Below are 21,112 nucleotides of genomic sequence, written 5' to 3'. Positions count from 1 at the left end.
GATTCCCTTGGCAGACTCAGATCGCGTCTGTTATGGTCAGACCATCAGTCCACTACGGATGAAACGACTCACGACGGTCCACCCGTCGTCAGACCTGGAGAAACGATGAGTATCACCGGTATGAATCACGCCGTTCTGTACGTGCGTGACTCGGCACGCCACCGTCAGTTCTACGAAGACGTCCTCGGCTTCATCACCGTCATCGACGAGCCCGGCCAGTTCGCGTTCATGCGGGCACCCAAGTCCGACAATCACCACGACATCGCGTTCTTCAGCATCGGCAGCCAGGCGGGCGCCTCGGCCGCCGGTCGCGAGACCGTCGGCATGTACCACCTCGCGTGGGAAGTCGAGACGCTCGCCGACCTCGTCGAGATGCACGGCCGCATGAGCGCCGCCGGCGTGCTCAAGGGCGCCTCCGACCACGGCGCGAACAAGAGCCTCTACTGCATGGACCCCGACGGCTTGGAGTTCGAAGTGATGTGGCTCGTCCCGGCAGACCACTGGGGCGACGAAGCCGACAAGGCCATCGTGCGCCCGCTCGACCTCGACGCCGAAGTCGAACGATTCGCCGACCTGATGGACGCCTCGTGAATCTCGCGAACCAGTACTGCCACTTCTTCGAAGAAGACGAGTTCGTCGAGACCGACCGGCCCGGATTCCGGCGCCGCGTCCTCACCGGCGACAGCCTGCAGCTCTGCTTCTGGCGCATCGCCGGCGGCTCGACCGGTTCGTTCCTGCACAAGCACGACGACCACGAGCAGCTCGGCATCGTGGTGCGTGGCGCACTCGACTTCCGCATCGACGAAGACGAGTCCAGCCAAGAGCGCCAGGTCATCGCCGAACACCAGGCGTACCTCGCCCCCAAAGGTGTGTGGCACGGCGACAGCATCTTCGTCGGCGACGACGAGTTCGACGAATGCTGGATCCTCGACGTGTTCGCCCCACCCCGTGACGATCTACGAGACAACAAGGAAGTGCACTGATGGCTGATTGGAGATTGGCAGTCGACATCGGAGGAACGTTCACCGACGTCGTCCTGCTCGACGCCGAATCCGGACGCGTGGTCGTCGACAAGACGCTCACCACGCCGAGCGCACCGCTGCAAGGCGTGCGGACCGGCGTGACCCAGCTCCTCGCCAAAGCCGGCGTGAAGCCGGGCGAGATCATCGCCCCGATCGTGCACGCCACCACCCTCATCACCAACGCGCTGATCGAAGGCAAGACCGGCCGCGCCGGCCTCGTCACCACGCGCGGGTTCGGCGACACGCTGCTCATCCGCGACGAGCACCGCTACGACATGTACGACCTGCAGATCGAGTTCCCCGAACCGCCGATCTCCCGCGAGCTCACGTTCGAGATCGACGAACGCGTCGGCGCCAGCGGCCAGGTCATCACCGACCCGACCGACGCCGACCTCGACGCCCTCGCCGAACAGCTCCGCGCCGCGAACGTCGAGTCGGTCGCCATCTGTCTCCTCAACTCGTACGTCAACTCGGCGAACGAACAGAAGATCGCCACGCACCTGCGCACGGCGCTCGGCGTGCCGGTGTGCATCTCGGCCGAGATCTCGCCGCAGATCCGCGAGTACCCGCGCATGATCACCACCGCCTGCAACGCGGCGACCATGCCCGTGATCGGCCCCTACCTCGACGAACTGCAGAAGTGGCTCGCCTCCGAAGGCTTCGGCGGCTCGGTGCTGATGATGCTCTCGAACGGTGGCGTCGTGTCGGCCGACGACGCGGCGAGCGGCCCGATCCGCCTCGTCGAGTCGGGCCCGGCCGCCGGTGCGCTCGCCGGGAGTTGGTTCGCCAACCGCCTCGGCATCGACCGCCTGCTGTGCTTCGACATGGGCGGCACCACCGCCAAGGCCTGCCTGATCGAGCACGGCGAACCCGAACTCACCAACACGTTCGAAGTCGCTCGCGCCTACCGCTTCAAGAAGGGGTCAGGCTTTCCGGTCTCGGTGCCGTCGGTCGACCTCGTCGAGATCGGCGCCGGCGGTGGCAGCCTCGCCCGCGTCGACCAGTTCGGTCTGCTCAAGGTCGGACCCGAGTCGGCAGGCGCCGCCCCCGGCCCCGCCAGCTACGGACAGGGCGGCACGGTTCCGGCCGTCACCGACTCCGACGTGATCCTCGGTCTGCTCGACCCGGCGGCGTTCCTCGGTGGCGACATGCCGCTCGATCGTTCGCTCGCCGAAGGCGCAGCGCAGACCGTCGCCGACGGGCTCGGGCTCGAGATGCTCGACACCGCCGCCGGCATCCACGAAGTCGTCAACCAGAACATGGCCGCCGCGGCGAGCATGCACGGCGTCGAGATGGGCGTCGACCTGCGCGGTATCCCGCTCATCGCATTCGGCGGTGCCGGCCCGGTCCACGCCTGTGGCGTGGCCGAACTGCTCGAAGCGAACCAGGTCATCTTCCCGGTCAACGCATCGGTGTTGTCGGCGTTCGGCACGCTCGTGTCGCCGGTCCGCATCGACCTCGCCCGGTCGATGCCCCGCCTCATCGGCAAGGTCGAAGACGCCGAGCGCGACGCCCTGCTCGACGATCTCCGCAACGAGGGTCGCCGTGTGCTTCGCGCCGCGGGTGTGCCCGACGACGAGATCGTGTTCCGCTACGGCGTCGACGCTCGCTACGCGGGCCAAGGCAACGAGATCACCATCTGGGTCGGCGAAGGTGAGACCTGGCCGTCGTCGGCGGAGGAAGTCACCGCGGCCTTCGAAGCCGAGTACCGCCGCATCTACGGCATGACCATCCCCGACGTCGCCGTCGAGGCGATCACCTGGCGCCTGTCGGTGTCGGCCACCACCACGATGGTCGAACCCGACGACTCGATCGCCGCACACGTCGGCGACGTGACGCCCAAGAGCACGCGGCCGATGGTGTTCGCCCGCGGCGTCGCCGCGGTCGACGCACCCGTCTACGACCGGACCACACTCGGCGCCGGTGCGACGTTCACCGGTCCGGCCGTGGTCGAAGAACGAGAGACCACGTCGGTCATCCGCCCCGGATGGAACGTCGAAGTCGCTGCCGACGGCAGCCTGATCGCCACCCGGCAAACGGCCTGAAGCAAGAGAGCGTGAGGAGCGAAGCATGACCATCACCGAAGAACGGCCCACCGCCGACGGGTTCGACCCGATCGAACTCGAGATCCTCTGGCAGTCGTTGATCTCCACGGTCAACGAGCAGGCCCGTGCCCTGCAGCGTTCGGCGTTCTCGCCGATCGTGCGTGAAGCGGGCGACCTCGCCAACGCGGTCTTCGACCGCCGCGGCCGCATGGTCGCGCAAGCGGTCACCGGCACGCCCGGGCACATCAACTCGCTCGCCATCGGCGCCGCGAAGATGCTCGAGGAGTACCCGATCGACACGCTCGAACAGGGCGACGTGCTGATCACCAACGATCCGTACAAGACCGCCGGCCAGTTGCTCGACGTCACCGTGCTCGTCCCGGCGTGGCGCAACGGCAAGATCATCGCGCTGTTCGGCTCCACCATCCACCACACCGACGTCGGCGGCTACGGCATCGGTGCCGGCGGCCGTGACGTGTTCGAAGAGGGCCTGTGGATCCCGATCTGCAAGCTGATGAAGCAGGGCGAACGCAACGACGACGTCTGGAAGTTCATCCTCTCCAACGTGCGCCAACCCGACCACATGGCGGGCGACCTCCACGCACAGATGGCGTCGGGCGAGATCGGCGCACAGCGACTCAACACGCTGTGCGAAGCGCACGGACTCGACGACATCGAAGGGCTCGCCGACGAGATCATCGACCGGTCGGAGCAGGCCACGCGTGACAGCATCCGTGCGCTGCCGAGCGGCACGTACGAGGCGAGCGCGGTGCTCGACCTCGCCGACGGCGCGAAGATCGACATCGTGTGTGCGCTCACCGTCGACAGCGACGCCGGTGAGATCACCGTCGACTACGAGGGCACCTCCGAGGCCTCGCCGTGGGGCATCAACGTGGTGATGAACTACACCCACGCGTACACCACGTTCACGGTCCGCTCGGTGCTCAACCCCGACATCCCGAACAACCACGGCAGCCTCGGCCCGATCAAGGTCAAGGCTCCCGAGGGTTCGATCGTCAACGCCGTGTCGCCGCAGCCCGGCACCGCCCGTCACGTCGTCGGCATGTTCCTCCCCAACGCACTGCTCAAGGCACTCGCGCAGGTTCGTCCCGAAGCGGCCATGGCCGAAGGTTCGGGCGCGGTGTGGACCATGCAGGTCAACGGCAACCACCCCGACGGCAGTCCGTTCATCACCGCCATGTTCACCTACGCCGGCGGCGTCGGTGCCCGTGCGACCAAGCCCGGACTCAACGCCTGCTCGTACCCGACCGGCGTGTCGGCGGTGCCGATCGAAGTGGTCGAGGCATCGGCACCGATCCGGTTCCGCGAGAAGTCGCTCCGACCCGGGTCGGGCGGCGCTGGTGCCCAGACCGGCGGCCTCGGCCAGGCGATCGAGTTCTCGGTCGACACCGAACGCCCGTGGCAGCTCAACGCCGTCACCAGCCGGTTGGCCGAAGCACCGCTCGGCGTGTTCGGCGGCGAACCCGGCGCAACCGGCAGCTTCCTCGTCAACGGTGAGCAGGTCGAGACACAAGCTCGAATCAGCCTCACCGGCGACGACGTCATCCGCCTCGAGCTGCCGGGCGGCGGCGGCTACGGAGCGGCGGAGTAAGTCATGTCGGAGTGGCCCGACGCAACGACGTTCGCCCAACGCTGGGCCGACGCCGTCGTCGCGCGCTCCGACAGCCCGTTCCTCACCTTCGAAGCACCCGACGGTGCGGTCACCGACTGGACCTACGGCGCGTTCGACCGTGTCGTCGCACGCATGGCGACCGCATTGGCGAACCACGGGGTCGGCCCTGGCGCCACCGTGCACCTGGCGCTCACCAACTCGCCGACGTTCATCGCGGCGTGGATCGCCACCGTGCGCCTCGGCGGTCGGATCGTGCCGTCCGACCCGATGGGTCGCACCGCGGAGTTCGAGGATCACATCGAACGCACCGAGCCGGTCGTCGGTTTCGCTTCCCGCGACCGGCTCGATGCGTATCGACCCGCCGCCGGCGACATCGCGGTCATCGAGACCGACGAAGCCGACGCCGAGTTCGCCTGGTTGCCCGACGAGGCGTTCACCGACTGGCCGACGCCGGCGCTCATCGACACCGCCGCGATCATGTTCACCAGCGGTACGACCGGACGGCCGAAGGGCGTCGTCATCTCGCAGGCCAACTACGCGTTCGCCGGCAAGACCATGGCCGAAGCCGCCGAGCTCACCACCGCCGATCGCCACATCGTCGTGTTGCCGATGTTCCACGCGAACGCGCAGTACTACTCGTTCGCTTCGGCGATCTGGGCCGGGGCGTCGGTCGCCCTGATGCACACGTTCTCGGCGAGCGGATTCCTCCCGCAGGCCGCACGACACGGCGCCACGTGCGCGAGCCTCTTCGCCGCACCGTTGCGGATGATCCTCGCTCGCGGTGAACGGGTCGAGGGTGTCGAATTGCGTCACTGCTGGTTTGCTCAGAACATCTCCGACGAGCAGTACGCCACGGTGACCGACTGGTTCGGTTGTCGACCACGACAGTTGTACGGCATGACCGAGACGATTCCCGCTGTGCTGACCGACCGAGCCGATGATCCTCGCCCCGATTCGATGGGGTTCGTCACGGCGGGTTGCGAGGTCGAGATCCACGACGCGAACGGTCACTCGGTGCCCGTGGGCGAGGTGGGCGAGATCGTCGTGCGCGGCACACCCGGCACCACGTTGTTCACCGAGTACCTCGACGATCCCGACACCACGGCCGCCAGCTTTCGCGGCGCCTGGTTCCGCACCGGCGATCGCGCCTCGGTCGATGCCGACGGCCGGTTCTTCTTCGACGGTCGCCGTTCCGACGTGCTCAAGGTCGCCGGCGAGAACGTGTCGACGGTCGAGGTCGAAGCGGTGCTCACCGCACACCCCGGCGTGCTCGAAGCCTCGGTGGTCGGAGCCCCCGACCCGGTGCGTGACGAAGTGCCCGTCGCCTTCGTGGTCGCCAACGACCCGGCGTCGCCGCCGACGGTCGACGAACTGCTCGACTGGTGCAGCGCACGTCTGGGCAAGGCCAAGCAGCCGCGTGACATCACGCTGCTCGACGAGTTGCCGCGCACGAGCGTCGGCAAGATCCGCAAATTCCTACTGAAAGAAGAGGTGTCGTGAGCATGACGACCAGTACGAACGGGACCAACTTGAGCGACGAACTGTTGGCGAGTCTCGACGCGTCGATCGATGACGTGTCGACGGCGTCGACGCTTCCGCCCGAGCTGTACACGTCGCCCGACGTGCTCGCGTTCGAGACCGAGGCGCTGTTCATGAAGGAGTGGCTCTGCGTCGGTCGCGCCGAGCGCATCCCGAACGTCGGCGACTGGTTCACCGTCACGATCGTCGACGAACCGCTGATCATCGCCCGCAACAAGGAGGGCAAGGTCTGCGCGATGTCGGCCGTCTGTCAGCACCGCGCGATGCAGGTGTGCGAAGGCGAAGGCAACAACACCACCTTCAAGTGCCCGTACCACCACTGGAACTACGGACTCGACGGTCGCCTCCTCGGCGCGCCGGCGATGGAGCGCACCGAAGCGTTCGACAAGGCCGACTTCGGCCTGCCGCAACTCCGCGTGGAGGAGTGGCAGGGCTTCGTCTTCGTCAACTTCGACGCCGACGCAGCACCGCTCGCACCCACCCTCGAGCGCTACACCCCGTTCCTCGCCAACTACGACCTCGAGAACGCCATCTGTCCCGGCACGTTCACCTTGGAGAACATGCCGTGGAACTGGAAGGTGATGTTCGAGAACTTCAACGACGGCTATCACGCCAACCGTCTCCATCAGTTCGTCCAGGACTTCTGCCCGTCGAACATGTCGGAGTTCCCGGTGCCGTGGAGCGACGACTCCAACGTGATCTTCCGGACCGGTGGCTACACGCACATCGACGGCGGCTTCAACGCCACGCATCGCGTGATCATGGACGTGTTCCCCGACCTCACCGACGAGGAGCGCACCCGCTCGACGTTCGCGCTCATGCCGCCGACGCTCTGTTTCGGCACCGCACCCGATCAGTGCTTCTTCTTCCTCGTGCGTCCGACCGGACCCGAGACGATCGACATCGAGATCGGCTACATCTTCCATCCGTCGGCGCTCGACGATCCGCTCTTCGAGCAGAAGATGCTGCTGTCGGACGCCGGTGTGCAGGTCTTTGTCCAGCAAGACCAAGACGCCACCACCAAGGTGCAACAGGGCCTGCGGTCGCGGTTCGCTCCCCGTGGGCGGTACTCGTGGCAGGAAGAAAGCCACATCCAGTTCAATCGATGGCTCGTCCAGCGTTACCGCGGTGGCAGCACACCTGACGCTCGCGCGTAACACCGTCGAAACGAAGCGATGTCTACTATTCAATAAATGGACTGACCATCAGTCCACCTAGGGGAAGGAACCGAGCACATGCTCAACACATCATCCAAGCGACCGTCAACGGTCACCCGGGCGGTCGGAGCACTCGCTGCGCTGACGTTGATCGCCTCCGCATGCGGTAGCGACGACGAGCCGGAAGCAGAGCCGGCGACCACCGAAGCCGAAGCACCGGCCGAAGAGGAGACCGAGGCACCGGCCGAGGAAGAAACCGAAGCTCCGGCCGAGGAAGAAACCGAGGCACCGGCCGAGGAAGAGACCGAAGAACCGGCCGAGAGTGGCGACGTCATCGCCGACTTCGACGCCAACGGTGACGGCGAAGTTCGCATCGGCATCGCCGCTGCGGGCCCGCGTGACGACGGCGCCTACTACCAGGCCGTCGTCGATGCTGCAGAGTCGTTCTCCGCCGAGAACGGTTTCGGTGAGGTCATCGTCGTCGACAACATCCAGTCGGCCGACGCCGCGACCGAACTCGACAACCTCGCGCAGCAGCCCGTCGACATCCTGATCGTCGGCGCCAGCGAGATCGCCGAACCGATGGCCGACCTCGCCGAGCAGTACTCCGACATCTTCTGGTACTGCAACTGCGGCGCCGGGTTCCCGGAGAGCGAGTTCTACCTCCAGAGCCAGGACAACGGCGCAGCCATCGCCTACACCGCAGGCGCCGCCACCGGTATCGCCCTGCGCGACAGCGGCGGCACCGCGGTGACGATGATCGGTTGTTGTGACCTCGGCTTCGAGATCCAGCACTACCTCTCGTTCGAACTCGGACTCCACTCGATCGACGAGAACCTCCAGTTCACGTACATCCAGTCGGGTGACTTCCCGTTCGACTTCGACAACGTCCAGAACGCCACCGCGGCGTACGAGAACGCTGTCGCCGAAGGCTCGACCGCGATCTACCCGTACCTCGGCGGCGCACACGAGCCGCTGGTGCAGCTCGCCAACGAAGGTGGACAGATCGTGCTGTCGGCCGGCGCCTCCGACGTCTGCACCCGTGAAGGTGACCTCTCGTGGGACATCGCCGTGCGCTTCGACGGTGGCGACTACGTCCGTGAGATCTTCCCGCAGATCATCGACGGCTCCGCCTCGGAAGGCGACATCATCGTCTACTCGCCGGGCGGCGACCCGTCGATCAACGGTGCGGTCATCTGTGACGCAACGGCCGAACAGCAGGCCGAGATGGATGCCATCTACGAGACCATCGCCAGTGGCGAACTCGACGGCGAATTCGGTCGTATCGCAGGCGAGGCGTTCGGCGGAAGCTGAGCGACTTCATGAACGGTGGTGGCGTGGCGGGAGCCGAGTCGGTCGACTCGGCTCCCGCAGTGAAACTCGAAGGGATCACGAAGCGATACGGCTCCGTGGTCGCGTGTGACGAGGTCGACCTGACCTTGTCGCGCGGGCGAATCCATGGTGTGCTCGGTGAGAACGGCGCCGGCAAGTCGACGTTGATGAAGATCATGATCGGGTTGACGATTCCCGATGCCGGTCTCATCACGATCGACGGCGAGCGGTGCCAGATCACCGACCCCATCGACGCAGCGCGTCGCGGGGTCGCCATGGTGCACCAGCACTTCAGCCTGGTCGAGCCACTCACCGTCTGGGAGAACGTGGCGCTCGGCGACGTGGGTCGACTCGACCCACCCGCCGTTCGTCGCCGCGTCGGGGAACTGAGCGAGCACTACGGGCTCGCGATCGACCCCGACGCCATCGTCGGCGACCTGCCCGCAGGTCTCCGTCAACGTGTCGAGATCATCAAGTGTCTCCGACGCGACCCGGCGATCCTGATCTTCGACGAACCCACGTCGGTGCTCACGCCGGAAGAATCCGAGCAGCTGTTCTCGTCGCTGCGTGACGTGATCGCCCGTGAGGGTCGCGCGGTTGCGCTCGTCAGCCACAAGCTCGACGAGATCCTGCAGGCCACCGATGACGTCACCATCATGCGTCAGGGGCGTGTGGTCGAACGCATGAGCATCGCCGACGCCGACGCGTCGTCGTTGGCCAACGCCATGGTCGGACGCGAGGTCGCGCTGCGCTCCGAACGAGTCGCGCTGGGCGTGGTCGACACCGATCTCGCCGGCACCGAGATCGCCGATGTCGACGTCGAGCACGCCGAGTGCGTGCTGCGCGTCGACGACCTCACCATGACGAGCCGCGACGGACGAAAGCTGCTCGACGGCCTGAGCCTCCAAGTGCGAGCCGGCGAAGTGCTCGGCGTCGCCGGCGTCGAAGGCAACGGGCAACGCCACCTCGGCGACGTGCTGTCGAGCCTCATCAACCCCGACCGTGGCACCGTCCAGGTCGGCGACGAGATGGTCCCGGTCGGCACGCCCGGCGCGATGGCTCGTGCCGGGATCGGCGTGATCCCCGAAGATCGTCACGACTCCGGCGTCGTGCTCGGCATGACGGTCGCCGAGAACATGTACCTGGTCGACCCGTCGCGCGTGTCGACCGCCGGTCTCATCCGTCCGCACGAGGCGAGGAAGCGCGCCGAGCAGCTCATCGAGGAGTTCGGCATCTCGTGTACCGGGCCCGACGCACCCATGTGGTCGCTGAGCGGTGGCAACCAGCAGCGGGTGGTGCTCGCACGCGAGCTCGCGCAGGATCCGAAGGTGCTCGTCGCCGCACAACCGACGCACGGCCTCGACGTCGGCGCCATCGAGTACATGACCGATCGCATCCGCCGAGCGGCCGAGTCGGGTCTCGCCGTGCTGCTCATCTCGAGTGAGCTCGAAGAGATCCTCGACCTCGCGCACCGCATCGTCGTGATGCACGAAGGCCGGATCATCGGCGAGATGCGACGCGACGACGTCGACATCGAGCGTCTGGGTCGACTCATTGGAGGGCAACAGGTATGACCGACATCGCGCCCGACGCCGCGAGCGTCGACGACGCCGTCGCCGAAGCCAGCGGCGACGCACAAGGCCCCGGTGCCACCGACCTGGCGAGTGCCAGGTTCGCCGACCGGAGTCGCGCCGGCATCGAGATCGTGACGCTGTACGTCATCTCGGTGTTCTGTGCGTTGCTCATCTCGGCGGTACTCGTCGAGTCGACCGGAGGCTCGTGGAGCGAGGTGTTCAACGCACTCCTCGACGGCAGCATCCGCAAACCCGGCCGCATCGGCACGACGATCGGCGTTGCCATCCCACTGCTCATCGTCGCACTCGGCACGATCGTGAGCTCGACCGCCGGCCTGGTCAACATCGGCCAGGAGGGCCAGGTGTTCATCGGTGCGGCGGCCGCCACCTACGTGGGCGTCGAACTCGCCGGGCCGGGCCCGATCGTGATCGTGGCGGCGCTCGTCGCCGGTGCGATCGGTGGTGCGGCCTGGGCCGGGATCGCCGCGCTCCTGCGCTACTGGCGCAAGGTTCCCGAAGTGCTGACCACCTTGCTGCTCGTCACCATCGGCGCGCAACTCGTCGGCTACGGCCTCAAGAACCAGTCGCTGTTGCTCGCTCCGGCCGAAGGTCGCGCCAACCGTCAGCAGGTCAGTGAGCAACTCGCCGACGATCGCCGCATCCCGCGCGTCACGTGGTTCGGCAACGAGTTCCCGATCTCGGCGTTCCTCGCCGTGCTGCTCGCCATCGGCATGGCCGTGTTCCTGGCTCGCACCGTGTTCGGTTTCCGCCTGCGGATGCTCGGCGCCAACCCACGCACGGCTCGCCGTGCCGGTGCCGGCGAGGCTCGCTACGGCGGCACCGCACTGCTCGTGTCAGGCGGGTTCGCCGGGCTCGCGGGCGCGGCGATGCTGGCCGGCGGAGACTTCGGCAACTACACCCTCGTCCCCGGCTTCCCGGCCAACATCGGCTGGACCGGGCTGCTCGTCGCGCTCGTCGCTCGACAGAAGGCGGTGGCCGCCATCGGTGCTGCGATCGTCTTCGCCGGACTCCGGTCGGGGTCGGGTTTCGTGGCCGCCACCGGCGTCGAACGGCGTATCACCAACGTGGTCGAGGGGCTCCTCGTGCTCGCCCTGCTGATCCCACCGGCGCTGATCTTCCTTCGCAACCGACGACGCGCGTTGGCCGTCGCGAGAGGTCGTGTCTGACATGGGCGATTTCTTCAGTGCAGTCGTCGACGTCATCTCGTCGGAGACCGCGTACATCAACGCGTTGACGTTCGCGGTGTTCCTCGCGTTCGGGGCAACGGGCGAATGGGTGGCCGAGCGGTCGGGCACCTTGAACATCTCGGTCGAAGGCATGCTGCTGAGCGGCGCCTTCGCCGCCGCGGTCGGCTACGAGATCACCTCCAACGAGATCGCGGCGGTGGCGATGGCGGCACTCGCCGGCGTCGGCGTGTCGCTGATCCAGGCGAACATGAGTCACCGGCTCACCGCGAACCAGTTCGTGGTCGGCTTGACGCTGAACATCCTGGTGTTGGGACTGGCGAGCTTCCTCGACTCCGAGATCGACCCGGGCGGTCATCGCGCCGGCTCGCAGCGGATCCCGCTGCTGGCCGACATCCCACTCGTCGGCGAAGCGTTGTTCGACCGGTCGTGGATCTTCTACCTGATCCTGCCGGTCGGTCTGCTGTGCTGGTGGAGTGTGTACCGCACCCGCTGGGGCCTCGAGCTCCGGGCGAGCGGCGAAGACCCGCAGGCCGCCGACGTGTCGGGCATCGACGTCAACAAGCGTCGCCGTCAGGGCATCTACGTGGTCGGTTGCACGTCGGGCATCGGCGGTGCCTACCTCATGCTCGCCGCGGTCGGACAGTTCGAAGACTCACTCGTCGGCGGGCGCGGCTTCATCGCGCTGGCCACGGTGATCTTCGGTGGCTGGACGCTGCGCGGCACGCTCGCCGGGTGCCTGCTGTTCGGCATCGTGCTCTCGTTCCGCCTGTCGCTGCCGGCACTCGGCCACGAGTTGAGCGGCGACCTGCTGGCCTCCCTGCCGTTCCTGGTCACGGTGTTGGCGATGACGCTCTTCGCCAGCCGAGTGCGTGCACCCGCTGCGCTGGCACAACCCTTCGTACGCGGCCTCAAGTAGCAGGAGCCGTGACCTCACCCCGGCCGCCCTCACCTCGTCCTCCCGAGGTGGTGGGCGGTGCCGCGGCCTGGGTCGGCGAGCAGATCGCTGCCGACCACGACTGGATCCATCGTCTCGACGACGTCGATCTCGTGATCGAGCACGCACGTGGCCTCGCCGCGTCGATCCGTGACGGCGAGCGAGGTCTGCCCGACATCGGTCGAGCCGATGTCGACCTCGCCCCGGTCGCCGAACTCGCCGCAGGCATCCGCGCCGCGCTGGTCGACGGCCGAGGATTCGCGCTCGTCCGCGGCTTGCCGGTCGCCGACCTCGACGACGTCGAACACCAGGTGCTCGCCTGGATGATCGGTGTGCACGTCGGCGCTCCGCTGCATCAGAACGCCGCGCGCGACGTGTTGATCCACGTCCGCGACCAGGGCAAGAGCTTCGACGAGTTCGGCGTGCGGGCCTACGAGACCAACGCGGATCTCGACTACCACACCGACTCGTCGGACGTGGTGGCGCTCTACTGCTTGCGGCCGGCGATGGAAGGTGGCACCAGCACGATCGTGTCGTCGACGGCGGTGCACGACGAGATCGTCCGTCGCCGCCCCGACCTCGCCGCGCTGCTGCACGAGCCGTGGCCGATCGTCAACCCGGTCGACGGCAGCGTCACCCACACGCCGATCTGTGCACTCGCCACGGGTGGCTCACTGTTCACCCGGTACGGCCGCAAGTACACCGAACTCGCACCGATCGAATCGCCCGACGTCGCGCCGCTCACCACCGATCAGGTGGCCGTGCTCGACCTGTTCGACGAGGTGACCAGGTCACCCGGCATGGCGCTCGACATGAACTTCCAGCCGGGCGACATCCAGTTCCTCGACAACACGAAGATCATGCACGCCCGCACCGAGTACGTCGACTGGCCCGAGCCGAGCCGCAGACGCGAACTGCTGCGGATGTGGCTGGTGTACCGCGACGACATCGGGTTGCCCGGTGTGTTCCGCGACGTCGGCTTCGTGTCGCGCTCGATCGCGACCTGACCGAACGTGACGCTCGCGTCAGCCGAGGACTTGTTCGACGGAGAACTCGATGTTGTTGCCGTCGGGGTCGGTGACGATGCAGATGTAGCCGACCACTTCGTTGCGGTACATCGGCCCGAGCAGCAGGTTGCCCTCCTCCTTGGCCATGGCCGCGATCTCGTCGACCTCTTCGCGGGTGTTGCACGAGATGCCGAGGTGGCTGATCGAGGTGAGGAAGCCGTACTCCTCCTTGATGTCGCCGGTGATGGCGGTGGGCAGTTTGCCTTCGATGAGCACGATGACGAACCGGGCCACCTCGGAGTCGGCCACGTCGGACTCGTTCGCGAGCCACGCCGTGCGGAGGTCGGTCTCGGGGTCGTGACGCTCGTGGATGTTGACCAGCGTCGTGTACTTCTCGTAGAACGCGAGCGTGGCGGCGAGGTCACGCACCGGCAGCGCGATGTGGGTGAGAAGTGATTGCGGTGGTCGGTTCATGTCGCCTACTATAGAGATTGGTCTGACCATCAGTCCAGGGGTGAGTTCAGGCTCACCAGCAACTCAGGGGGGAACCGTCATTCGTATTCACGCCATCACCGCACTTCCGGTCACGTTCGGCACCGACCGCGAACGGATGTCGTTCCTCTTCGTGCGCGTCGAAGGCGACAACGGACTCGTCGGCTACGGCGAAGCCTGCGACAGCTACGGCTGCTCGTACGCATCGGTGTTGGCCACCGTGATCGACGACGTGCTCGCCCCGCTGCTGATCGGTGAAGAACTCGAGGCGGTCGGTCCACTCGCCGATCGGATGCGGCTGTTCACCCGTCGTCGACTCGGCGACCAGTGGGTCGGCCCGCAGGCTCGCAGTGCACTCGAGATCGCCATGTGGGACCTCCTCGCCAAGTCGAATGGTCGCTCCGTGAGTTCGCAGATCGGCCGAGTCCGCGACTCGATCGAGGTCTATGCCTCGTCGGGCTTCCTCGAAGAAGGGCCGGCGGCGTTCCACGCCGAGAAGCTGCGGCCGTTCCTCGAGGCGGGTGTGCGGATGGTGAAGGTTCGCACCGGTCCCGAGTGGCGCGACGACATCGCCACCATGACCGAACTCAAGGCGCTGCTCGGCGACGGCATCGAGATGATGGTCGACGGCAGTGAGACCTACACGCTGTCGACCGCGCTCGAACTCGCGCACGCGCTCGCCGACCTCGACGTGCGCTGGCTCGAAGAGCCGCTGCCGCAGGGCGCCCACGCAGGCATCGAAGAACTCGTGCGCCGGTCACCGGTGGCCATCGCCTACGGCGAGCACCTGTTCGGCAACGACGAGGCCATCGAGTCAATGCGCCGGGGTCGACTCAACATCCTGCAGCCCGATGCGTCGACCGCCGGCGGCCTGAGCGCAGCGCGAGACATGGCAGCCAGCGCCGCGTCGTTCGGCGTGCGTGTCGTGCCGCACGTGTGTGCCGGCCCGATCTCGCTCGCGGCGAACCTGCACCTCGCCGCCACGGTGTCGGCGATCCGCGCCATCGAATTTCCGCCGACGCTGCTGCCGGTGTGGAAGACCTTCGGCACCGGTGCCGACCTCGGGCTCTCCGCCATCACCGACGGCCATCTCGCCATTCCCGATGGCCCCGGCCTCGGCGTCGATCTCGACGAAGCCGCCGTCGCCGCTCATCCGTACGAAGCGCCTGGCGCCCGCGCCGCGGGCACCACGGGTGGCCTGCCCGACCGCTTCGTCGGCGACCGCTGAACGCGACATCCAGAACGTGACACCCAAACAGCACACCTTCTACCACTAGGGAGCAAGCAGATGACCACCACGGAGAACACCACCGACAATCCCGCCGAATACGACGGCGAGATCGGCACGGCGATGGCCGACTTCAGCGCCGACTACATGACCTACATCGAAGGTCACCTCGACGAAGACCTGACGAAGGTCCCCGACCGCATCCTCTCGATGTTGCGCACGCTCGAGGGCTACGTCCAGGGCTTCGCGGTCAACCAGCTCGAGCACTCGTTGCAGACGGCCACCCGTGCCGAACGCGCCGGCGCCGACACCGAGATGATCGTCACCGCGCTGTGCCACGACATCGGCAAGATCCTCAGCAACGCCAACCACCCGGCCGTCGGTGCCGAGATGATCCGCCCGTGGGTCAGCGAGAAGGCGTACTGGATCGTCAAGTACCACCAGGACTTCCAAGGCCGCCACTACTACGGCCGCATCGGGCTCGACCCCGAGATGCGCCGCAAGCACGTCGGTCACGAGTTCTACGAGGCGGCCGAAGAGTTCGTCGACGTCTGGGATCAAGAGGCGTTCGATCCCGACTACGACACGTTCCCGCTCGAGCACTTCGAGCCGATGGTGCGCGAGATCTTCTCCGCTCCGCCGCGCCGCGGGTGAGCTCCGCCAGCATCGGCCGCACCCTCATCCGAGGTGGCGATGTCGTCACGATGAACCCGCAGCGCGACGTGCTCGTCGGCGGGTCGGTCGTGGTCGAAGCCGATCGCATCATCGCGGTCGGATCGACCTCCGAACTCGAAGCGGCGCACGCCGACACGATCACCTCGACGATCGACGCCACGGGCTGCATCGTCACGCCCGGCCTGGTCAACGCACACCACCACCTCACCGGTGGACCATTGGTGCGCGGCTGCATCCCCGATCTGCTTCCGGCGGGTGCATCGATCTTCGAGTGGAGTGTGCCGCTGCACGGCGCCCACAGCCCCGACGACGACGAGGTGTCGGCCACGGTCGCCGCGGTCGACTGCGTCCGCAACGGCATCACCACCGTGGTCGAAGCCGGCACCATCGCCGACGTCGACCGCGTGGCGGTCGGGCTCGACGCAGTGGGCATCCGTGCCACGGTCGGCGTGTGGGGTTGGGACATCGAAGAAGGCCCCTTCGCCGCGCCTGCCGCCGAGGTGCTCGACCGACAGCGCCACGTCGTGTCGCAGTATCCGTCGGGCGGGTTGATCGAAGGCTGGGTCACCCTCGTCGGACACAACCTGGCGTCGGACGAACTCCTCGCCGGCGCCTCCGATCTGGCGCGCAGCGTCGGCACCGGGATGACGATGCACATGTCGCCCACGTCGTCCGACCCCGAGCAGTACCTGGCGCGCACCGGCCGCCGCCCACTCGTGCACCTGAACGACCTCGGCGTGCTCGGCCCGCACCTGCTCATCGCACACGGCGTGTGGCTCGACGACGACGAGATCGACGTGCTGCTCAGCACCGACACCGCGCTCGCCTACTGCCCGTGGGCGTACCTGCGCCTCGGACAAGGCGTGTGCGGTCACGGTCGACACGGCGAGATCGCTCGACGCGGCGGCCGCGTTGCGCTCGGCTGCGACGCCGCCAACGCCGGCGACAGCACCGACATCCTGCGTACCGCGGCCGTGGCTGCCGGCATCGCCCGCGACGCGCAACTCGACACGATGTCGTTCGGCGCGCACGACGCGTTCGAGATGGCGACGATCGGTGGCGCCAAGGCCATCGGCATGGACGATCGCATCGGATCGCTCGAAGTCGGCAAGCAGGCCGACATCGTGGTGCACGACACCTCGACCACCGCCTGGATGCCGCGCCGCGACCCCGGCCTCGAACTCGTGTGGGGCACCGACGGCCGGAGCGTCCGCGACGTGATGGTCGACGGCCGGATGGTGGTGGAGAACAGCCGTTGCGTCACCGTCGACGAACCGGCGCTGTACGAACAGGCGCAGCAGCAACACGACTCGCTGCTCGCCCGTGCGGGCATCACCGCACCGCATCGCTGGCCACACCACGACGCCCGCTGACACGACAGGAGACCTCATGGAACATCGCCCACTCGGACGAACAGGAATGCACGTCAGTCGCTTCGGCCTCGGCACCATGGTGCTCGGCGCCTGGGGCAACACCGACATGGCGGCGTGCCACCGCATCATCAACCAGGCGATCGACGGTGGGGTGAACCTCGTCGACACGGCCGACGTGTACGGCGCCGGCGAGAACGAGACGATCGTCGGCGCTGCGATCGCAGGCCGTCGTGACGACGTGGTGCTGTGCACGAAGTTCCACCATCCGGTCGGCGATCACGACGATCCGAACCGACGGGGCAACAGCCGTCGTTGGATCATGACCGCCATCGACGACAGCCTCCGTCGTCTCGGTGTGGACCACATCGACCTGTACCAAGTGCATCGCCCCGATCCCGACACCGCTATCGACGAGACCGTCGACGCGCTGACCGACCTGGTGCGCGCCGGCAAGATCCGTGCGTGGGGGACGTCGACCTTTCCGGCCGACGAGATCGTCGAAGCACAGTGGGCGGCGAGTCGCCGTGGGGCGGTCGGCCCGCACACCGAGCAGCCGCCGTACTCGATCTTGTGTCGCGGCATCGAGCGTGAGGTGCTGCCCGCCGTACGACGCCACGGCATGGGCACGCTGGTGTGGAGTCCGCTCTCGGGCGGTTGGCTGACCGGCAAGTATCGGCGCGATCAGGCGGCGCCGGCGGGCAGTCGTGCCGACACGAACCCCGACCACTTCGACGGGAGCAACGAGGCGAAGTTCACCGCCGTCGAAGCGCTCCAGCAGATCGCCGACGACGCCGGGCTTCCGCTCACGCACATGGCATTGGCCTTCGTCGTGCAGCATCCCGGCGTGACCTGCGCGCTCATCGGGCCTCGCACCGAAGAACAGTTGGCCGATCTACTCGGCGCCGCCGACGTCGTGCTCGACGACGATGTGCTCGACGCGATCGACACCGTCGTCGCCCCCGGCACCACCATCAACCCGGCCGACGTCGGCTGGGTGTCACCCGGTCTCGCCGCCGAACAGCGCCGTCGCTGAGTCGAGCCTGGGCCGGCCGGCCGGGTCGTCGGTTGTCAAGGAGCCGTCGGTTCGGCGCGTCGTGAGTGGAACGTTGTCGTTCGTCGTGACGCGTCGGGGGAGAGCGCTGTGGTCAGGCGGCGCTCCGTTGCTTCCGCCCGCCTTGAAGGACGGAGTGGAGTCGGTTGCCGCCAGGTGAGGTGAACACGAGGTGGGTCGATGTGCCCGAGAGGGTCCAGGCATGGTCGTGGAGGGCGTGGTGATGGTGATGGCACAGCAGCACCATCTCGTCGACATCGGTGAGCCCGCCACGGGCCGCGAATTCTCGAAGGTGATGGGCTTCGCACCACTCAGGTGGCCGGTCACAACCGGGATGCCGGCACCCGCCGTCGCGGGCGGTGAGCGCCAAGAACTGTTGCGGTGACGCGGTGCGACGGCCACGCCCGAAGTTCAGGACGGCGCCGTCTTGGTCGGCGACGTAGCGGTGGATCACCGCGTCGCAGCACAACCGGTCGATCTCCGACGATGTGAGCGTCTCGCCGAAGCTGCCGGTGGCGACGCCCGAGCGTGACTCGAGGTCATCGACCGTCATGGTGGCGATGATTCGAGGCAGGTTGCGTCCGCCGGTGACCTCGCCGCGTTCGAACGCCGACATCAGGTCGCCGAGCGCGTCGACGCGTCGTTGCTGTGTCGTCCGGTCGCTCTGATCGGTGCGTTGCTGATCGGCGAGGTGTTTCAGCGATCGACGCAGCGACTGTGCGATCCGGTTGGGGACGACACCGCTGATGTGGGTCATGCCGTCGCCCGCCGGGCGGAACGACAAGCAGCGGCCGTCCTCGGCTCGGCGCCGCCGTTCGGTGTCGTCTATCGGGTCGACGACAGCACGCCAGACCTCGACGTGTTGCTCGGCGCGAGTGGGCGTCATGCCGACCAGTTCGGCGATCAACTCCTCCGCGACGTCGCCGAACCCGTCATCGTCGAGGGCCGGCACGACCTTCAGCGCCGCAGCCGGGCTGAGTCGGCCGGCTCGTACCGCATCGTCGAGCGCCGGGCACTCGGCCATCGCCGATCCCAAGCCGATCGTGTCGCGAGCTCGGCCCCACGCCATGCCGGTCGCCTTCGACAAGAACGCGGCGGCCGACGTGGCCCCGGACTCCCGCCACTCGGCGCCCGACGCGACGTGATCGGCGACGCGTGCGATCTCGCCGTTCAACCGATCAGCGAGCCGCGCCAACTCGATCAATGTGCCGGGGGCCTCTCCCGCGGCGACCTCATCGAGTTCGAGTCGCGCCACAGAATCGACCGCAGCCGCCAGCCCCTCGACCACCCCACGTGGAGAGAGATCTGCAGCGACCATGAACACATCATACGCGGTCACCCCAGCTCAAACAACGTTGAATCGAACAAATGTTCGTCACGACAACACCACGATCGACGCGCTGATCCTGCGTCATTCGGTGTCTGACACCGGATGACGGGGGCGCTACCTGTCACGTGCGTGGCGTTCGGATTCGAATCGTTTCGCCCACTCGGTGTTCACGAGCGTGCCCACCTTCGCCGTCCCGGCGGCGGTCACGTCGGGCAGGTCGACGGGGCTCGCCCCGACATGGTCGAGCACGGCTCGGGTGCTTCCCGACGGGTCGGACGACAACGCCTCATAGGTGAGGCTGAACGGCACGATCGACTGCGTCGAGAACCATCGCAGCCAGCCTCGCTCTTCCCCCACGAGCATCGCCAGCGCGTCGGCGATCAGGTCGAAGTCGTAGCGAGGTCGCCGAGCCGGTTCGTGACCCTCGCGAACGGTTCCGTCGGCATGTCGATGCCAGAGGCCGGTCTGTGCCGCGATCACGAGCGAGACGGCCTGGGCCACCTTGTCGTGCCGCGAGAGATGCACGAACCGTTCCACCCCGAGGGCCGAATGCAGTCGCTCGCGGTCGTTGCCTCCGCCGGGTTCGACGTCGGCGAGTCGCTGCAGGAACGGCGGCATGTCGGTCCACATGATTCGCATCCCGAAGCGGGCGGTGTCGCCCGTGCCGTGGACGCGCACCGCCTCGAGATAGGAGTTGCCCCATCCGGCGCGCCCGCCGTCGCTGCCCCAGTCGTCGGCGTAGACGGGGATCGACTCAGGCCGGAAGTACGAGGCCGGGGCCCCAGCGACCCCGCTGCGCGTCAGCAGGTCGCAGAGCAGTGTCGATCCACTTCGTGGAGACGCGCACAGCAGATAGCCCGAGGTCGGAGCGGTCGTCATGGCGATGGCTCGCTCGTGCGGTCGCGCTCGTCCCGGTGGGTCGCAGGCCGACCCACCGCGGTGTTCAGAACCCGCGTCGCCATGCGGATCAACGTAGTGACGACGGCGTCGACGAGATGGTCGGATTCTCGGAAAGCCGACGCGACGGGCGGGCTCGTTCGTGCGAACTAGCGTGGGTGTGTGGCCACGCTCGACGACGCGATCGATCTGATCACGGTGCTGCCGGAGGTCGTCGAGGGCACTCGGTACGGCCGGCCGACCTGGTTCGTCGACGGCACGGGGTTCGCCTGGGAGCGGCCGTTCTCGAAGGCCGACATCAAGCGATTCGGCGACGACCCGGTGCCGCAGGGCCCGATTCTGGCGCTCGCCGTCGACGGCCTCGACGACAAGGCAGCAGCGCTCGACGCCGGGAACGACGGCGTGTTCACCATCTCGCACTTCGCCGACTACCCGGCGATCCTGATCCAACTCGACGTGGTCGACTCAGGCGTGCTCGCCGAAGCGATCATCGACGCCTGGTTGGCCTGTGCCCCCGAACCGCTGGCTCAGGGCTACCTCGCTCAGCAGCGCGCCGACTGAACCGCTCGGGCGGAGGCTCGACCAGCAGTCGGGCAATCGGTGCCCTCGCCCTGG

General features: G+C 67.3%; 19 protein-coding genes. 16 read left to right on the top strand and 3 right to left on the bottom strand.

The genetic code is table 11. The annotated features are described in order from the left end of the window. Positions 1 to 105 precede the first annotated feature (105 nt). The 11 genes from YM304_RS21210 (at position 106) to YM304_RS21160 (ending at position 13,451) form a co-directional block, all read left to right on the top strand. A complete protein-coding gene (locus YM304_RS21210) occupies positions 106 to 591 on the top strand; it encodes a VOC family protein (RefSeq protein WP_015443788.1) in 486 nt (161 codons plus the stop codon). Beyond that, the gene (locus tag YM304_RS21205) at positions 588 to 983 is read left to right on the top strand and encodes a cupin domain-containing protein (RefSeq protein ID WP_015443787.1); all 396 of its coding nucleotides are present in this window, start codon (positions 588 to 590) and stop codon (positions 981 to 983) included. Before YM304_RS21210 ends, YM304_RS21205 begins: the two co-directional genes overlap by 4 nt. Beyond that, the gene (locus tag YM304_RS21200; protein WP_015443786.1) at positions 983 to 3,067 is read left to right on the top strand and encodes a hydantoinase/oxoprolinase family protein; all 2,085 of its coding nucleotides are present in this window, start codon (positions 983 to 985) and stop codon (positions 3,065 to 3,067) included. The genes YM304_RS21205 and YM304_RS21200 overlap by 1 nt, the downstream gene beginning before the upstream one ends. Before the next feature lie 25 nt (positions 3,068 to 3,092). Then, a complete protein-coding gene (locus tag YM304_RS21195; protein WP_015443785.1) occupies positions 3,093 to 4,679 on the top strand; it encodes a hydantoinase B/oxoprolinase family protein in 1,587 nt (528 codons plus the stop codon). Positions 4,680 to 4,682: 3 nt separating this feature from the next. Beyond that, positions 4,683 to 6,200 (top strand): class I adenylate-forming enzyme family protein, encoded by a 1,518-nt coding sequence (locus YM304_RS21190; RefSeq protein WP_015443784.1) that lies wholly within the window; start codon positions 4,683 to 4,685, stop codon positions 6,198 to 6,200. Positions 6,201 to 6,202: 2 nt separating this feature from the next. Next, complete coding sequence (locus YM304_RS21185; protein ID WP_015443783.1) at positions 6,203 to 7,396, top strand: aromatic ring-hydroxylating oxygenase subunit alpha; 1,194 nt, start codon at positions 6,203 to 6,205, stop codon at positions 7,394 to 7,396. Positions 7,397 to 7,474: 78 nt separating this feature from the next. Beyond that, entirely contained in the window at positions 7,475 to 8,710 is a 1,236-nt protein-coding gene (locus YM304_RS21180) for a BMP family ABC transporter substrate-binding protein (protein ID WP_015443782.1), read from the top strand. 23 nt (positions 8,711 to 8,733) lie between these two features. Then, positions 8,734 to 10,302, top strand: a complete 1,569-nt coding sequence (locus YM304_RS21175) for an ABC transporter ATP-binding protein (protein ID WP_197536911.1) — start codon at positions 8,734 to 8,736, stop codon at positions 10,300 to 10,302. After that, complete coding sequence (locus YM304_RS21170; protein ID WP_015443780.1) at positions 10,299 to 11,489, top strand: ABC transporter permease; 1,191 nt, start codon at positions 10,299 to 10,301, stop codon at positions 11,487 to 11,489. Before YM304_RS21175 ends, YM304_RS21170 begins: the two co-directional genes overlap by 4 nt. Before the next feature lies 1 nt (position 11,490). Further along, a complete protein-coding gene (locus YM304_RS21165) occupies positions 11,491 to 12,426 on the top strand; it encodes an ABC transporter permease (RefSeq protein ID WP_015443779.1) in 936 nt (311 codons plus the stop codon). Positions 12,427 to 12,434: 8 nt separating this feature from the next. Beyond that, positions 12,435 to 13,451 (top strand): TauD/TfdA family dioxygenase, encoded by a 1,017-nt coding sequence (locus tag YM304_RS21160; RefSeq protein WP_083908527.1) that lies wholly within the window; start codon positions 12,435 to 12,437, stop codon positions 13,449 to 13,451. A gap of 18 nt (positions 13,452 to 13,469) precedes the next feature. On the opposite strand, the gene YM304_RS21155 is transcribed toward YM304_RS21160, so the two are convergent. Then, positions 13,470 to 13,925, bottom strand: a complete 456-nt coding sequence (locus YM304_RS21155; RefSeq protein WP_015443777.1) for a VOC family protein — start codon at positions 13,923 to 13,925, stop codon at positions 13,470 to 13,472. Here YM304_RS21155 and YM304_RS21150 point away from each other — a divergent pair. From YM304_RS21150 to YM304_RS21135, 4 genes are read left to right on the top strand one after another with little or no spacing between them, the layout of a single operon-like run. Next, complete coding sequence (locus YM304_RS21150) at positions 13,891 to 15,171, top strand: mandelate racemase/muconate lactonizing enzyme family protein (RefSeq protein WP_154723588.1); 1,281 nt, start codon at positions 13,891 to 13,893, stop codon at positions 15,169 to 15,171. The genes YM304_RS21155 and YM304_RS21150 overlap by 35 nt on opposite strands. A gap of 60 nt (positions 15,172 to 15,231) precedes the next feature. Continuing rightward, positions 15,232 to 15,825 (top strand): HD domain-containing protein, encoded by a 594-nt coding sequence (locus tag YM304_RS21145; protein ID WP_015443775.1) that lies wholly within the window; start codon positions 15,232 to 15,234, stop codon positions 15,823 to 15,825. After that, a complete protein-coding gene (locus YM304_RS21140; protein ID WP_015443774.1) occupies positions 15,822 to 17,219 on the top strand; it encodes an amidohydrolase family protein in 1,398 nt (465 codons plus the stop codon). Before YM304_RS21145 ends, YM304_RS21140 begins: the two co-directional genes overlap by 4 nt. 16 nt (positions 17,220 to 17,235) lie before the next feature. Next, the gene (locus tag YM304_RS21135; protein WP_015443773.1) at positions 17,236 to 18,252 is read left to right on the top strand and encodes an aldo/keto reductase; all 1,017 of its coding nucleotides are present in this window, start codon (positions 17,236 to 17,238) and stop codon (positions 18,250 to 18,252) included. A gap of 112 nt (positions 18,253 to 18,364) precedes the next feature. Here YM304_RS21135 and YM304_RS23335 read toward each other — a convergent pair whose 3' ends face one another. Both YM304_RS23335 and YM304_RS21125 read right to left on the bottom strand, forming a co-directional pair. Further along, complete coding sequence (locus YM304_RS23335) at positions 18,365 to 19,588, bottom strand: HNH endonuclease signature motif containing protein (protein ID WP_015443772.1); 1,224 nt, start codon at positions 19,586 to 19,588, stop codon at positions 18,365 to 18,367. Positions 19,589 to 19,714: 126 nt separating this feature from the next. Continuing rightward, positions 19,715 to 20,479 (bottom strand): Stf0 family sulfotransferase, encoded by a 765-nt coding sequence (locus YM304_RS21125; RefSeq protein WP_015443771.1) that lies wholly within the window; start codon positions 20,477 to 20,479, stop codon positions 19,715 to 19,717. A gap of 180 nt (positions 20,480 to 20,659) precedes the next feature. Here YM304_RS21125 and YM304_RS21120 point away from each other — a divergent pair, with 180 nt between their 5' ends. Beyond that, positions 20,660 to 21,058 carry an MmcQ/YjbR family DNA-binding protein gene (locus YM304_RS21120; RefSeq protein ID WP_015443770.1) on the top strand — a complete coding sequence of 133 codons (399 nt, stop codon included), beginning with the start codon at positions 20,660 to 20,662 and terminating at the stop codon, positions 21,056 to 21,058. Positions 21,059 to 21,112: the final 54 nt, after the last annotated feature.

This window comes from Ilumatobacter coccineus YM16-304, from assembly GCF_000348785.1.
Classification (GTDB): Bacteria; Actinomycetota; Acidimicrobiia; order Acidimicrobiales; family Ilumatobacteraceae; genus Ilumatobacter_A; species Ilumatobacter_A coccineus.
Note: the sequence above shows the minus strand (reverse complement) of the source record. Positions and strands in the feature narration are given on the sequence as shown.

Bases quoted from the DNA above. Each gene is read 5' to 3' on its own strand.
- YM304_RS21155 (WP_015443777.1), bottom strand. From the start codon at position 13,925: ATGAACCGACCACCGCAATCACTTCTCACCCACATCGCGCTGCCGGTG.
- YM304_RS21125 (WP_015443771.1), bottom strand. From the start codon at position 20,479: ATGACGACCGCTCCGACCTCGGGCTATCTGCTGTGCGCGTCTCCACGA.
- YM304_RS23335 (WP_015443772.1), bottom strand. From the start codon at position 19,588: ATGGTCGCTGCAGATCTCTCTCCACGTGGGGTGGTCGAGGGGCTGGCG.
- YM304_RS21170 (WP_015443780.1), top strand. From the start codon at position 10,299: ATGACCGACATCGCGCCCGACGCCGCGAGCGTCGACGACGCCGTCGCC.
- YM304_RS21190 (WP_015443784.1), top strand. From the start codon at position 4,683: ATGTCGGAGTGGCCCGACGCAACGACGTTCGCCCAACGCTGGGCCGAC.
- YM304_RS21165 (WP_015443779.1), top strand. From the start codon at position 11,491: ATGGGCGATTTCTTCAGTGCAGTCGTCGACGTCATCTCGTCGGAGACC.
- YM304_RS21200 (WP_015443786.1), top strand. From the start codon at position 983: ATGGCTGATTGGAGATTGGCAGTCGACATCGGAGGAACGTTCACCGAC.
- YM304_RS21195 (WP_015443785.1), top strand. From the start codon at position 3,093: ATGACCATCACCGAAGAACGGCCCACCGCCGACGGGTTCGACCCGATC.
- YM304_RS21180 (WP_015443782.1), top strand. From the start codon at position 7,475: ATGCTCAACACATCATCCAAGCGACCGTCAACGGTCACCCGGGCGGTC.
- YM304_RS21185 (WP_015443783.1), top strand. From the start codon at position 6,203: ATGACGACCAGTACGAACGGGACCAACTTGAGCGACGAACTGTTGGCG.
- YM304_RS21150 (WP_154723588.1), top strand. From the start codon at position 13,891: ATGTGGGTGAGAAGTGATTGCGGTGGTCGGTTCATGTCGCCTACTATA.
- YM304_RS21135 (WP_015443773.1), top strand. From the start codon at position 17,236: ATGGAACATCGCCCACTCGGACGAACAGGAATGCACGTCAGTCGCTTC.
- YM304_RS21210 (WP_015443788.1), top strand. From the start codon at position 106: ATGAGTATCACCGGTATGAATCACGCCGTTCTGTACGTGCGTGACTCG.
- YM304_RS21145 (WP_015443775.1), top strand. From the start codon at position 15,232: ATGACCACCACGGAGAACACCACCGACAATCCCGCCGAATACGACGGC.